At 71.0% G+C, this 13,528-nt stretch carries 14 protein-coding genes; 5 read left to right on the top strand and 9 right to left on the bottom strand.

The window, feature by feature from the left end; translation table 11 throughout:
• The 3 genes from ACWDX9_RS50260 to ACWDX9_RS50250 all read left to right on the top strand — a co-directional run.
• The coding region (locus tag ACWDX9_RS50260) for a WD40 repeat domain-containing protein (RefSeq protein WP_449968452.1) at positions 1-1,236 on the top strand (1,236 nt) is incomplete at its 5' end.
• An 11-nt stretch (positions 1,237-1,247) separates the two neighbouring features.
• A complete protein-coding gene (locus ACWDX9_RS50255) occupies positions 1,248-2,192 on the top strand; it encodes a hypothetical protein (RefSeq protein ID WP_449968450.1) in 945 nt (314 codons plus the stop codon).
• 77 nt (positions 2,193-2,269) lie between these two features.
• On the top strand, positions 2,270-3,127 hold the full coding sequence (locus ACWDX9_RS50250; RefSeq protein ID WP_449968447.1) for an aldo/keto reductase: 858 nt from the start codon (positions 2,270-2,272) through the stop codon (positions 3,125-3,127).
• 78 nt (positions 3,128-3,205) lie between these two features.
• Here the strand turns inward: ACWDX9_RS50250 and ACWDX9_RS50245 are convergent, their stop codons facing one another.
• From ACWDX9_RS50245 to ACWDX9_RS50220, 6 genes are all read right to left on the bottom strand, one after another.
• Complete coding sequence (locus ACWDX9_RS50245) at positions 3,206-5,149, bottom strand: glycosyl hydrolase family 18 protein (protein WP_449968445.1); 1,944 nt, start codon at positions 5,147-5,149, stop codon at positions 3,206-3,208.
• A gap of 138 nt (positions 5,150-5,287) precedes the next feature.
• Complete coding sequence (locus ACWDX9_RS50240; RefSeq protein WP_364259424.1) at positions 5,288-6,238, bottom strand: VOC family protein; 951 nt, start codon at positions 6,236-6,238, stop codon at positions 5,288-5,290.
• Between the two features lie 71 nt (positions 6,239-6,309).
• A complete protein-coding gene (locus ACWDX9_RS50235; RefSeq protein ID WP_449968441.1) occupies positions 6,310-7,512 on the bottom strand; it encodes a 4-oxalomesaconate tautomerase in 1,203 nt (400 codons plus the stop codon).
• 11 nt (positions 7,513-7,523) lie between these two features.
• Positions 7,524-8,222, bottom strand: coding sequence for a 4-carboxy-4-hydroxy-2-oxoadipate aldolase/oxaloacetate decarboxylase (locus ACWDX9_RS50230; protein ID WP_449968439.1), 699 nt, complete (start codon positions 8,220-8,222; stop codon positions 7,524-7,526).
• Positions 8,219-8,956: a PIG-L deacetylase family protein gene (locus ACWDX9_RS50225; RefSeq protein ID WP_363967067.1), complete on the bottom strand. Its 738-nt coding sequence runs from the start codon at positions 8,954-8,956 to the stop codon at positions 8,219-8,221. Before ACWDX9_RS50225 ends, ACWDX9_RS50230 begins: the two co-directional genes overlap by 4 nt.
• A 212-nt stretch (positions 8,957-9,168) precedes the next feature.
• Positions 9,169-9,348, bottom strand: coding sequence for a hypothetical protein (locus tag ACWDX9_RS50220; protein ID WP_449968436.1), 180 nt, complete (start codon positions 9,346-9,348; stop codon positions 9,169-9,171).
• Between the two features lie 498 nt (positions 9,349-9,846).
• On the opposite strand from ACWDX9_RS50220, the gene ACWDX9_RS50215 reads away from it, so the two are divergent.
• Positions 9,847-10,182 (top strand): hypothetical protein, encoded by a 336-nt coding sequence (locus ACWDX9_RS50215; protein ID WP_449968434.1) that lies wholly within the window; start codon positions 9,847-9,849, stop codon positions 10,180-10,182.
• 228 nt (positions 10,183-10,410) lie between these two features.
• Here the strand turns inward: ACWDX9_RS50215 and ACWDX9_RS50210 are convergent, their stop codons facing one another.
• The 3 genes from ACWDX9_RS50210 to ACWDX9_RS50200 all read right to left on the bottom strand — a co-directional run bounded on the left by ACWDX9_RS50210 (position 10,411) and on the right by ACWDX9_RS50200 (position 12,668).
• Positions 10,411-10,767, bottom strand: a complete 357-nt coding sequence (locus tag ACWDX9_RS50210) for an ArsR/SmtB family transcription factor (RefSeq protein WP_449968431.1) — start codon at positions 10,765-10,767, stop codon at positions 10,411-10,413.
• On the bottom strand, positions 10,764-11,678 hold the full coding sequence (locus ACWDX9_RS50205; RefSeq protein WP_449968428.1) for a ketopantoate reductase family protein: 915 nt from the start codon (positions 11,676-11,678) through the stop codon (positions 10,764-10,766). Before ACWDX9_RS50205 ends, ACWDX9_RS50210 begins: the two co-directional genes overlap by 4 nt.
• A 351-nt stretch (positions 11,679-12,029) precedes the next feature.
• Positions 12,030-12,668 (bottom strand): GntR family transcriptional regulator, encoded by a 639-nt coding sequence (locus tag ACWDX9_RS50200; RefSeq protein WP_449968426.1) that lies wholly within the window; start codon positions 12,666-12,668, stop codon positions 12,030-12,032.
• A 208-nt stretch (positions 12,669-12,876) separates the two neighbouring features.
• Between ACWDX9_RS50200 and ACWDX9_RS50195 the strand changes: the two genes are divergently transcribed.
• On the top strand, positions 12,877-13,368 hold the full coding sequence (locus ACWDX9_RS50195) for a hypothetical protein (protein ID WP_449968423.1): 492 nt from the start codon (positions 12,877-12,879) through the stop codon (positions 13,366-13,368).
• Positions 13,369-13,528 lie beyond the last annotated feature (160 nt).

Genomic DNA, 13,528 nt, shown 5'->3' with positions numbered 1-13,528 from the left:
TTCTGGGACCTCGCCGCGCGGCGCTGGCGGGAGCCGGTGCTGAAGGGATTCGGTGCCCGCGTGCTGCGCTTCAGCCAGGACGGCCGCCACCTGGCCGCCTACGACGGCTCCGACCTGGCCCTCTGGTCGCGGGACGGCACCCGGCTGCTGTCCCATTCGGTCGGCGAGCTCGTGTCCGGGCTCCGGCTGGGCCCGGGCACGCTCGCCTTCGGCCTGCTCGACGGCACGGTCGTGACCCTGGACGTCTCCGACCTCACCCGCCCGCGCACGCTGGCCCCCGGGGTCGAGGCCGGGCTGTTCGACCCCGCGCGGCGGACGGTGATCGTGCGGCGGCCCCGGGTGGAGGTCTGGCGCCTGGACGAGCCGGCGCGGACGGCGGCCCTGCCGGTCTCCCCGACTGCGATGGCCCTGAACCCCGGCGGCACGGTTTTAGCCGTCGGGACGGCCGATCCCGCGCGGGTCACGCTCTGGAACCTGACGACGGGCACGAAGGACCGGACGTTCTCCGTCAAAGGCGCGAGCGAGGTGGGCGGGCTCGCGTTCGCCCCGGACGGAACGACGCTGGCGGTGGCGCCCTTCCAGGAGACCGTCACCCCGCCCGCGAACAACTGGCGCGACGTCCAGCTCTGGGACGTCCGCCGCGGGGTCAGGACGCGGACGCTGAGCGTCCCCGGCGGCTCTGGGATAATCTTCCGCCCCGACGGGCGGGAGCTGGCGGTGAACGGCGCGGACGGCGCGCTCGCGTCGCTGGGCGGGGCCGAGGCCGTCACCAGGCCGTTCGGGGAGAGCGCGGACGGCGTGCGGGCCATCGCGTACAGCCCGGACAGCAAGATCATCGCCACCGGCGCGCTGGCCGCCGGGGTGACGCTCTGGAACGCCGCCGACCGCCGGCAGCTGGCCCATCTGCCGCTCAAGGGGTTCGGGGCGGTGGACGTGCTGGCGTTCTCGCCCGACGGGCGGACGCTGGCCGTCGGCGGCTCGAACCGCGTCCAGCTCTGGGACGTCGCCGAACGCGCCCCGCTCGGCTCACCCGCCGTGTACCCGGCGGGCGAGGTGGTCGCGCTGGCCTTCGACGCCGGGCAGCTGCGCTGGCTGCGGACCGACGGCACGCTCGGCGACCAGCCCGCCACCGCCGCCGGCGTGGCCGCCGCCCTGTGCGCCAGGGCCGGGCGCTCGCTCTCCCGGAGCGAGTGGGACCGGCTCATCCCCGGCACGCCCTACCGCGAGATCTGCTGACAGGAGGAGACATGCAGGCTTCGCCCGACATCGTCGCCATCCAGGTGACGCCGCAGCCGGCCGTCCTGGACACTGGCGAGGTCGCGCTCCGGATCGAGGTGTCCACCGCGAACGCCACCCGGTTACGCGGCCGGCTGCTGAGCCCGGACGGGACGCGCGTACCGCTCGACTTCGCCGCCCAGCCGCCGCCGTGCGACTGGCTGGCCACGCACACCCTCCGGCCCGCCGACCCGGAGGGGACGTGGCAGGTCGAGGTGCGGGCCGGCCGGGCGACGGCCGTGCACGAGTTCGACGTGGACCGGCGCGGGGTGAAGGCGGAGGCGCGGTTCGAGTCCTTCGACGCGCAGCCCCGGCAGGTCCCCAGGGGCGACCTGATCCGGCTCATCGGCCGCTTGGAGCTGGTCAAGAACGGCGCCTCCGGCCCGGCGGCCGGGCTGCCCGTCGTGATCGCGTACCAGGAGCAGGAGACGTGCGGCTGGCGCGAGCTCGCCGACGCGGTCACCGACGACCTCGGCCGGTTCCTCGCGCAGGCGCCCGTCATGGAGAGCGGCGAGTGGCGGGCCGAGGTCCGCAGCGGCCCCGAGGTGATCGGGGCGGTGAGCGCGGCGGTGTTCGTGGAGGCGACGGCCGAGCAGCGGTACGCGACGCAGCTCGACTACGCGGTACGGCGGGCGGGCGGCAGCACCGTCCACTCGGGACGGCTGCGCGGCAAGCCGGGCGCGTCTTGGGAGGGGCTGGGGAACCAGCGCATCTGGGTCTTCTACCGCAAGCCGGGCGCGCCGTCCGGAGCCTTCAACTCGGTCGACAAGAGCACCCTGACCCGGGACAACCCGGTCCTCAGCCAGGGCCGCTTCGAGGTCCGCACCGGGTCGAAGAGCGGGGGAGCGTGGCGGGTGCAGTACTTCGGCACCAACCTGGCGGCGGGCGTCGTCAGCGACGCCAAACCCGCACCGTGATGGGGGGACGTGTGGCGTCCACGGGAAGATGGGAGGTGCGTAGACGGCCCAGATGACAGCGAAACGGGGAACCCCGCATGTCCATAGAGCTCCAGTCCACCGGCACGTTCGCCATCGGTGACAAGACCGTCCACCGGCTCGGTTTCGGGGCCATGAGCCTCACCGGGCCCGGGGTCTGGGGGCCGCCACGTGATCACGACGAGGCCGTGCGAGTGTTGCGGCGGGCCGTGGAGCTGGGCGTCGATCTCATCGACACCGCCGACTCCTACGGGCCCTACGTCAGTGAGGAGATCATCCGGGAGGCGCTGCACCCGTACCCGGAGCGGCTGCTGATCGCGACCAAGGCCGGGTTCGTACGGCCGGGGCCGGGGCGGTGGGTGGTCGTGGGGCGGCCCGCGTACCTGCGGCAGGAGGTCGAGATGAGCCTGCGGCGGCTCGGGGTGGACCGGATCGACCTGCTGCAGCTGCACCGCATCGACCCGGAGGTGCCGCTGGAGGACCAGCTCGGCGAGCTGAAGGCGCTGCGGGACGAGGGCAAGATCGGCAGCATCGGCCTGTCGGAGGTGAGCGTCGAGGAGCTGGAGCGGGCGCGGCGCATCGTCGAGATCGTCACCGTGCAGAACCGCTACAGCCTCACCAACGCGTTCTCCGAGGACGTGCTGGAGCACTGCGAGGAGCAGGGGATCGGGTTCATCCCCTTCAGCCCCATCGCCAAGGGGGCGCTGGCGGTGGCCGGGAGTCCCGTGGACCACGTCGCCAAGGCCGTCGGGGCCACGCCCGCGCAGGTCAGCCTGGCCTGGTTGCTGGCGCGTTCGCCGGTGATGATGCCGATTCCGGGCACGTCGTCGGTGGCCCACCTGGAGGAGAACCTTGCCGCGTCCACCGTGGAGCTGACGGCCGCGCAGGTGAGCGAGCTGACGGCGGCCGCCCGCTGACGGGCTCTGCAGCGGACCCCTGGTACCCCGGAGCCTACGGCGGGCCCTTGGTTCCAGGGGCCCGCCGTAGGACGGTGGTCAGTTCAGGCCGGACTTCATGGCTGTGAGGAGTTCGGCGTTCGTGGTGTCGCCGCTGAGCTCCCAGAAGAACGCGCCGCCGAGGCCCTGGCTCTTCGAGTAGCTCATCTTGCCGCCGATCGTGCTCGGCGTGTCATAGCTCCACCACTGGCCGCCGCAGTACGCGTACGCCGTGCCCGCGACCGTGCCGGTGGACGGGCAGCGGGTCTTGAGCACCTTGTAGTCCTCGATGCCCTGCTCGTACGTGCCCGGCGCGGGTCCCGAGGCCGTGCCGCCGGGCGCGGACTGCGTGACGCCGGCCCAGCCGCGGCCGTAGAAGCCGATGCCGAGCAGCAGCTTGCTCGCCGGCACGCCCTTGCCCTTGAGCTTCTGGATCGCGGCGTCGGAGTAGAAGCCCGGGGTCGGGATCCCGGAGTAGGAGGTGAGCGGGGAGTGCGGGGCGGTCGGGCCCTGCGGCGCGAAGGCGCCGAAGTAGTCGTACGTCATGACGTTGTACCAGTCGACGTACTGCGCGGCGCCCGCGTAGTCGGCGGCGTCGATCTTGCCGCCGTTCGTGCCGTCGGCGGTGATGGCCGCGGTGACCAGGTTGCCGGAGCCGAAGCGGGAGCGCAGCGCCGACATGACGTTCCTGAACGCCGCCGAGCCGCTGGAGTCGCAGGTGAGGCCGCAGGCGTTCGGGTACTCCCAGTCGATGTCGATGCCGTCGAACACGTCCGCCCAGCGCGGGTCCTCGACCAGGTTGTAGCAGGAGTTGGCGAAGGCCGTGGGGTTCTGCGCGGCCTGGGTGAAGCCGCCGGACCAGGTCCAGCCGCCGAAGGAGAACAGCACCTTCAGGTTCGGGTACTTCTTCTTGAGCTTGCGCAGCTGGTTGAAGCTGCCGCGCAGCGCGCCCGCGTCCCAGGTGTCGGCCACGCCGTCCACGCTCTCGCCCGCCTGGTAGAAGCGGTCATAGTCGGCGTAGCTGTCGCCGATCGTGCACTGGCCGTTCTGCACGTTGCCGAACGCGTAGTTGATGTGGGTCAGCTTGGCCGCGGAGCCACTCGTGTCGATGTTCTTGACGTGGTATCCGCGCTGGTAGACGCCCCACTGCACGAAGTAGCCGAGCACCTTGTTCCCGCCACCGCCGCCGCCCGTGGTCGTGGCGGTGACGGTGTTGCTGTTGGCGGAGCGGTTGCCGGCGGCGTCGCGGGCGCGGACGGTGTAGCTGTAGGCGGTGTTGGCGGCCAGTCCGGTGTCGGTGTGGGTGGTGCCGGTGACGGTGGTGATGAGGGTGCCGCCTCGGTAGATCTCGTAGCCGGTGACGGCGACGTTGTCGGTGGAGGCGTTCCAGGCGAGGGAGACGCTGCTGCTGCTCACGCCGGTCGAGCGCAGGTTGCCCGGCACGGTCGGCGGGCTGGTGTCCGTGCCGCCGCCGCCCGTCGTGGTGGCGGTGACGGTGCTGCTGTTGGCGGAGCGGTTGCCGGCGGCGTCGCGGGCGCGGACGGTGTAGCTGTAGGCGGTGTTGGCGGCCAGTCCGGTGTCGGTGTGGGTGGTGCCGGTGACGGTGGTGATGAGGGTGCCGCCTCGGTAGATCTCGTAGCCGGTGACGCCGACGTTGTCGGTCGAGGTGTCCCAGGCGAGGGAGACGCTGCTGCCGGTCACACCGGTCGAGCGCAGGTTGCCGGGCACCGATGGGGCGGTGGTGTCGGTGCCGCCGCCGGTCGAGGGCTTCCACAGGGCGGGCACGTTCGGGGGCTCCCAGCCGGGCTGGGAGGTGTGGCTCTGGATGCACTCGTACTCGACGCCGTTGTACGTGACGTGCGTGCCCGCCGTGTACGCCGTCCACGGGGCCCACTCGGCGAGGGCGGCGTACGCCGAGGCGGAGACCGGCGGCGGGGCGACCGCCACGGCGGTGAGGGGCAGCAGTAACGCCACGAGGATCTTGCTCAGGACACTGTGTCTCATGACTCTCCGACATCCGGTTGGGGGTGTACGAGGGGTGGGATGTCAGGAAACTATTAGGAAAGTTTCCTTTAAGTTATGAGACGACGTTAGCCTCTGCCTGTGGAGGCGTCAATGAGTGAAATTTCGATGTAAAGCCGATTATTCGGTCGGTGGGGTGCCGTGCGTGTGGAAGGAGGCGATGGTCTTCAGCCCCCATGCCTGGCCCTTGGCCCGCTCGGCCTCCGTCCACGTGATCGTCCGCCAGTCGGGCGCCAGGATGAGTCTGGTCAGCGGGTTGCACAGCTCGACGCGGTTGCCGCCGGGCTCGTAGACGTACAGGAAGAAGGTCTGCTGGATGGCGTGCTTGTGCGGGCCGGTCTCGATGAACACACCGCTGTCCAGGCAGAGGTCGGCGGCCCGCAGGATGTCCTCGCGGGTGTTCGTGGCGAACGCGAGGTGGTGCAGCCGGCCCGAGGCGCCCGACCAGTCGTCGGTGTAGACGAGGTCGTAGGACTTGTTCGCGAAGTGCAGCCACTGGGCGGAGATCCGGCCGCTGTCCAGCATGATCTGCTCGGTCACCCGGGCGCCGAGCACGTCGCGCACGAAGGCGCCGGCGGTCGCGGCCTCGGCGGCCAGGAAGTTGACGTGGTCGAGGCGGCGCACGCCCACCCCGTGGCCGGGGAACGCCTGCGGCTGGTTCTTCAGTGCGGGACGCAGCTCCTCGGGCGCCTCGTACCACTGCGACTCCCAGTAGAGACGCAGCTCGTGGCCGTCGGGGTCGCGGAAGGCGTACGTCGGGCCGCGGCCCGGGGCGCCGTCGCGCCAGCCGATGCCCAGCCCGGCGTCCTTGATCGCGCGCACCCGGCGCTCCAGCGCCTCCTGACTGCTCGCCCGCAACGCCGTCGAGCCGATGCCCGAGGTGCGGTGGGCCGTCAGCGTGAGGCTGTGGTGCTCGTAGTCGTCGTACGTGCGCAGGTGCACCGAGTCGCCGTCCTGCCCGGCGGCCGTCATGCCGAGGATCTCGGTGAAGAACCACAGGCTCCGCTCCGGCTCGGGAGTGAGCAGCTCGACGTGGCCGAGGTGGGCGATGTCGTGCAGCAGAGCGTTCATGTCAACCTCGGTGGCATCTCGACCTCGGGTGGTGTCTCAACCTTGGGGCCATCTCAACGTCGGGCGCCATCTCAACCTTGCGGGCGGGGGAAGACCATGCCGTCGAAGAGCTTGCGCGCGGTGCGTACGTTCGCCGCCCGCACCGCGGTCGGCGGGCTGGCGGACAGGTCGAGCTCCACCTCGACCTCCAGGTGGCCGGTGGGATGCTCGACATCCACGCGGGCGCCCTCGGGCAGCCGGGCGAAGCGCCGGGCCACGCCGTGCGGGAGCAGCGCGGCGGTGACGACGCTGACCGCGCCGAGCACCCCGATCGCGGTGTGCGGCCGGACCGGGATGAACGTGCGGGTGCACAGCGCGCCGCCGTCGCGGGGCGGCGCGACCAGCGTGGTCTTGGGCACGGCCCCGCCGGTGACGTCGCCGAGCCCCATGAGCTTGCCCGCCTGCACGCGCAGCGACTGCACGCGCTCGCGGAGCCCGGCGTCGGCCGCGAGCGTCTCGTACGGCTCGTAGCCGGTGATGCCGAGGTCCTCCGCCGCCGCCACGACGACCGGCATGCCGTTGTCGACGCAGGTCACCTCGATCCCGTCGATCACGTCCACCTCGCGGCCGGTGGGCAGCAGCCGCCCCGTGCCCGATCCGGCGGTGTCCTCGAACCCGAGCACCACGGTCGCGGCCGTGCCCGGAACGCCGGAGATGGCCGTGCCGCCGCGGTAGTCGACGCGGCCGCCCGGGGTGGGGAAGCGGGCGGTGGCGAGGCCGCCGGTGTTGACCAGGCCGATGCGGACCTCGGTGTCGTCGCCTCGCGGACGGACGAGGCCGCGCTCCACGGCGAACGGGCCGACGCCGGCGAGCAGGTTGCCGCAGTTCTGCCGCCCGGAGACGGCCGGCTCGTCCACCGCGATCTGGAGGAAGAGGTAGTCGAGGTCCGCGCCGGGATCGGTGCTGGGCGACACCACGGCCACCTTGCTCGTGAGCGGGTGGGCGCCGCCGATGCCGTCGATCTGGCGCGGGTCGGGGCTGCCCAGGACGCGCAGGAGCAGGTCGTCGCGCTCGCGGGGATCTCCGGGGAGGTCGCCGGCCAGGAAGTAGGCGCCTTTGGAGGTGCCGCCGCGCATCAGCATGCACCGCACGCCGTCGTCGTCGCCGACGCCCGTCACATCGGTCCGTAGCCGGTGGTCGTCGTCGCCGATGCCCGTCACATCGGTCCGTAGCCGGTGGTCGTCGTCGCCGATGCCCGTCACATCGGTCCGTGGCCGGTGGTCGTCGTCGCCCATGCCTACGCCCGTCACATCGGTCCGTACTCGGCGGCCGGCACGTACGTGATGCCGAGCCCGGGCAGGCGCTCGCGCAGGCCGTAGCGGTCGAGCCCCAGCTCGCCCTTGGCGAACGCCTCGCGGGCCGCGGCCTCCTTCGCGGCCCTGGCGGCGGAGGAGGAGAGGGCCCGCTCCAGGTCGTCCCGTGGCACCACCAGCACCCCGTCGTCGTCGCCGAGGATCGTGTCGCCGGGCCGGACGAGCTGCCCGCCCACGGTGACGGGCACGTTGACCGCGCCGGGCGTCGCCTTGACCGTGCCCTGGGCGCTGACGGCCGCGCTCCACACCGGGAAGCCCATGGCCCGCAGCCCGGCGACGTCGCGTACGCCCGCGTCGATCACCAGCCCGCGCACGCCACGGGAGCGCAGCGAGGTGGCCAGCAGCTCACCGAACATCCCGTCGGTGGACGGCGAGGTCGTGGTCACGACCAGGACGTCGCCCTCCTGGCACTGCTCGACCGCGACGTGGATCATCAGGTTGTCGCCCGGCCAGCACAGCACCGTGACCGCGTTGCCGCCGGCGCCGCACCCGGGCCACGCGGGGCGCAGCCCGGGCCCCAGGTAGCCGGTACGGCCGAGCGCCTCGTGGACGGTCGCGACGCCGTACGCGGCCAGGGTGTCGATCCGGTCGAGGCTCGCCCGTGGCGTGCCGGTGACGACCACGTGCCTCATGCCAGCACGTCCGTCACCTGCGGGTAGAGCCGCATGTAGGCCTCGCCCATGGTGTCGTGCGGCAGGCCGAGGTTGGGGCCCGCGTTGCGGCGCAGCTGCACCCCGCGGCGCTTGGCGAGGTCGGTGTAGTAGTCCCACATGTGCTGCTGGGCCGGCAGGCACTCCATCGCCTTGCGCTTCCTGTCGAACACCGGGGTGATGTCGAGCAGCACGTCGGGCTTGAAGTCGCACTGCTCGGGCTGGTGCGGCTCGAAGAAGAACACGGGCGGCGCTCCGAGCGGCTCGCCCGGCGCGTCGTAGCCCGCGGCCTGCGCCAGCACGCGCGCCTGCAGCGCCATGCGGGCCGCCGCGGGGTGGTCGCCGTTGTACGGGTCGGCCAGCGGATGCGTCAGCACCACGTCGGGCTCGACCTCCCGGTAGATCCGCACCAGCCGGTCGACCAGCTCCGGGGTCTCCACCAGGGGATAGTCGCCCGCGTCGAGGAACTCGATCTCGGCGCCCAGGGCCGCGGCGGCGTTCTGCGCCTCCTCGCGGCGGATCGCCTTGATCTCGTCGAGCGTACGGCCGGCGCGCCACGCCTTCGCGGACTCGCCGCGCTCGCCGAAGCTGAGACAGACCACCTTGGCCCGCTCGCCGCGGCCGGCCGCGAGCGCGATGGCCCCGCCCGCGCGCCAGACGAAGTCGCCCGCGTGGGCGCTGATCACCAGAAGTGTGGGGGTCTTTGCCGAGGTCACTCGCTGACGCTACGAGCCGATCGCTCAGATTGTCAACAGTTTCATCGGCAATCTGCCTCAAGCGCAAACATCGGGCCTGGTCGAGCATGGAATTCGACAACATTGTCAACGATATGGCCCTTCTTGCGCAGGTGGCAGTGCTCGGCCCTCCGCTCCCGAACGTGTTCCCAGCCGCCAGGTAGGTCTTGGCTGGGATTGAGCTAAGTCTGAGCTCAGCCGATCACCGGGTAGCTGCTCGACCCGAGGCCGCCGCCGGGCCACGGGCCGATGGACTTGAGGTCGACCGGCGGCCTCGACGTGAAGCGGTTGCCGGGGTCCACCGGTTTGATCGGCGTGGACGTACACCCGCCAACCGCCGCCAGCACCAGCACGATTCCCGTGATAAATCGCATCGCAGCCCCATCATCGGCATTCACGTTCGCCGATGCAGCAAACTACTGGTTCGCGCGGGCCGGCCCGTTCGGCGTCCGCCCCGAATCGACGCCGGAGCCCGCCGCACTGGGGGGACGACACCGAGCACCCGCCAGGTGAAGGTGCTGCTGCACTCGAGCGAGCTGCTGGTGTTCGCTGACCGGAAGCTCATCGCTCGGCACGAGCGACTGATCGCCAAGGGCTCCTGTCAAGGGGTGTCCTGCGACGGATGGGGCCATGTAGTCCGCAGCTGAGCCACCGAGGCCAGGGGCGGGGCCCCTATCCGAAAAGCGCGATCTTCGGGACGCGGCCCGGATAGTTGCAGGCCATGTTCCTTGGTTCAATCTGAGGCGCACCCAGCAGCCCGATGGGCGGGATGGCCGTTCCTGGTTACGACTGATGACGTTTCCGCGACGGGCCATGCGATCTGGGTGCGGAACGCGGTAAGTCCACGATCCCGAAGTACGAGTAAGGAAAATATGAAGCCTGTCAAAAAGGCAATGATCAGCACGACAATGCTTGGCACGGTCCTCTGTCTCACGTCCGTGCTGGGGGTCCCAGCCGCTCAGGCTGAAGTATGGCGTTGCGAGCCATACGTCGATACCACCCGCAACGTGGGACAAACCACCTGCTACGAAGGCTACGGCAACTATCGCGTAGTGGTCGAATGCAACTCGGCCCACTGGCCGTACACAAGAAACATCGACGGCCCGGTGGTGTACAAAAGCACAGAACAGCAGTTCGGGCCGACTTCCTCGGTCTCTGGGCAGCCAAATGGCTGCCATGTCGTTGACGCGTGGACCGTCGCCCTTTGACCTCAGCCCTCCGTCTGCCCAGCAGGAACTGGTCCGCAGAGTCGCGAATCGGGCGCTCCGTCAGCGTGATCTGAGCGGCGACAAGGGAGCGCAGCTGCTCCGGACATAGGGCCAGGCGGTCGGCAAGGGGTCCTCAGGCAGGACGAAGGGCGGGGACCGTACGGTTCCCGCCCTTCGTTTCCGGAGGTCGGGCCACGGCCGCTCCCGGTGTCCGCAGCGTCCCGGCCGCTACTGGCTGCTCGGCTGTTCCTCCAGGCCGGAAGCACAAGAGATGATCAACGTGATGAGGTCGCGCATCGGGGTCAGGAGGTCCGGGTAGGCCTTGGCGTTGAGGCCGTACAGGCGCAGGGCGCCGTTGCGCCGTACCGTCAGCAGATCCGCATCGCGCAAGATCTTGAGATGGTGGGAGGTGGCGGGCTGGGACAGCTCCAGGTGCGCGGCGATGTCACCGACGCTGCGTGGGGTCGCGGACTCCAGGAGGAAGACGACGATCTCCTGCCTGCGCTCATCCCCCAGGGCGGTGAACAGCGGCCGGGCCCGCGCGAACAGCGCGAGGACGTCCTGGGCCTCGATCGAGCCGCTCATGCGGGCAATGAGTCACGCAGAGCGGACAGATGGCCGACCGGCAGCGTCCTGGCGGCGCCTTCGGCGATCCAGCCGTCCAGCATCAGCCGCGTCTGCGCGCTCACCTTCGTGAAATGCGTCTCCAGGTAGCTGCGCAGGTTGAAGGGGAGCAGCCATGGCAGCACGCGCAACGCCAAGCCCACGGCCCAGGACGGGACGGAGACGGGAGCGCGCAGCCCGTGCTGAGCGGAGACCACGGCGACGGCCTCCCGGACGGACGCGGTGGCGCCCCGCAACCGTGCGCTCGACGCGGGCAGTCTCCAGCCGGAGGCCTCCAACTCGGCGATGTAGGGGATCATGCGGGCGGCGGCGAGCTCCCCCGCACCGGCCCGCGTCACCCGCTTGGCCCGCACGCCACCGGCCTGAAGTGCGGCGACGACCTGCGGGGCGCGCGCTCCGGTGACGCCCACCGCCGAACCGGGTGGCACCCAGTACGCCACCCCCGGCGCGGGGACCTCTCGCTCCAGCGGCGCCTGGTAGGCGAGCAGCGTCGGGGCCACCTGGACGATCTGCTCCTGTGGCCAGACCCGGGCGAGGGTGCTCAGATCGCCCGGGTCCTGGCCGATGGTGACCACCGTCGCCGCTCCGGCCGCGGCGCGCAGCGCACGCGTCCACTCGCCCCGCAACGCGGGCGAATCCACGCAGAGCCACACCATGTCCCACTGTTCGCGGCGCGGCTCACTGATCACCTCGTACGGCACAATCCGCTCGCTCACCGGCGCTCGCCCCCGCCTGAGCCGGTACAGCGAAGCCCCTTCCCAGCTCTCCCGGCCCGGCCTCACCAGATAGCTGACCCGGGCCCCGGCCGCGGCCAGCCACAACCCGAAGACCTGCCCCAGCGCCCCGGCCCCGACAATCAGCACCTTTGACATCGCTGCTCCATATATCTAAATATTTGGATATGTAGAACATTATCATCGCAGAAGTCCCCTGCTTCCGCAGCGACCAGCGTGCCACCGTCACGCTGACCAGCTCCCTGGCGATGTTCATGTTCGGGAGGCTCGGTGTTACCTGTGTTCGCGGTGTCTTCGCTGCGGTAGCGCGCCGTCGCTCCCGGCCTGCGTGAGCGCGGCCGCATCGGCTCGTCCACCAGCTACGACCCCGCCCACCCGCCGTCGCCGTCCGGCGGGCCGCCGCTGGTCGCGTGCAACGCCGAGGCCGTACGGGGAGCCGAGGTCGTCATCGCCGTGACCACCGGGCGGGCGCGGGGCGATGGTGGCTCGTCAGTCGGTGGCCTCCAGCGCCTTGGCGACGCTGCGCAGGTGCTGCTGCATGGCCGTCTGCGCCGCCTCGGGGTCGCGGGCGACGATGGCGGCCACGATCAGCTCATGCTGCGGCAACGACAGCGCCGCCCGCCCCGGCTGCCGGGCCAGGCGGAACTTGTGCCGGATCACCTGCGCCCCCAGCCGTTCGATGATCGACGCCGAGGTCTGGTGGGCGGCGATCTCGCGGACCTTGGCGTGCAGCGCCGCGTTGAGCTCGGAATATCGGTCGAGGTCGTTGTGCTCCACGGCGGCCCGCATCTCGGCGACGATCTCCCGCAGCCGCCCGGCCTGCTCGGGGGTGACGCGCTCGGCGGCCTTGGCGGCGGACAGGCCCTCCAGCACCATCCGGACCTCCGTGATCTCGATGGCCTCCGCCTTGGAGATCGCCCGGACGCGGGCGCCCTTGTTGCGTAGGATCTCGACCAGCCCCTCCGAGGCCAGCTCCCTGAACGTCTCGCGCACGGCCGCGCGGGTGGCCCCGAACTGCTCGCACACGTCGGCCTCGACCAGCCGCTGGTTGGGCACGAAGTCCCCGCCGAGCACGGCCGCTCTGAGCCGGTCGGTCAGCGTCTCCTCCAGCGGGGACTCAGAGGTCACGGAATCCTCCCGTAGTTGAGCTTCGTTGACAATATTATCGACAATTATCCCAGGAGCCCTGAACCGCGCAGACCTTGGGCTTTGATCGTTTAGACCCGATCTGTCGGTGAGCTCCGGTAAGTTCCCGGATCATTGATCAGCCGGTCGCGAAGGCGCGGGCATTCCCGCCTGCGCCCGTGAGCCGGCCGGGGCGGGAGGGTTCGAGGTCGTGGACGCGGACAGAGCCGCGTGGGAGCAGCACAGCGTGGTACGGGTGGTGCCGCCTGTCGAGCCGAGGAAGCTGGCGAAGGTTCCCTTCGTCGAGCTGGCCGACGGGCGGTTGCAGGGGGTCGTGTCGAGCGGATCCGACATCGAACGGGTCTACGTCTCGTCCATCACCGCCGGCACCCACGCTTTGAGCTGCAGCACCAACAACAACCGGCCGTGCGGCGCGCTGCACGGCTACGCCTGCAAGCACATCCACCAGCTGGCCGACGAGGCGGTCCTGCAGTACGGGCTGGACCGGGTGGCCCGTTACCTGGGGGTGGAGGTGCCGGAGGGCCAGTTCCTGATGTCCTCCATCAACGGGCCGGTCGAGCGCACCCCGGCCGCCGTGGTGTTCAGCAGGTTCCTGCGCCACCTGGCCTACCTGGAGGTGCCCGACAGCACGGAGCCGCTGGCCGAGCTGCACTGGTTCCCCGCGACGAAGGCGGTGCGCTGATGCTCGACGTACAGCTAGGAGAGCTGCAGGGCGACGCCCCGGCCGGGGTCGGCGAGGCGCTCGACCTGGTGACAGGGTTCGACGACGCGCTCACCCACGGGTTCGCCCGGCTCGGCGAGGAGGCGTCCGGGGCGCTGGCCGCGCTGGCGGGCGCGCTGGC

Source organism: Nonomuraea sp. NPDC003201 (genome assembly GCF_053590415.1).
Note: the sequence above shows the minus strand (reverse complement) of the source record. Positions and strands in the feature narration are given on the sequence as shown.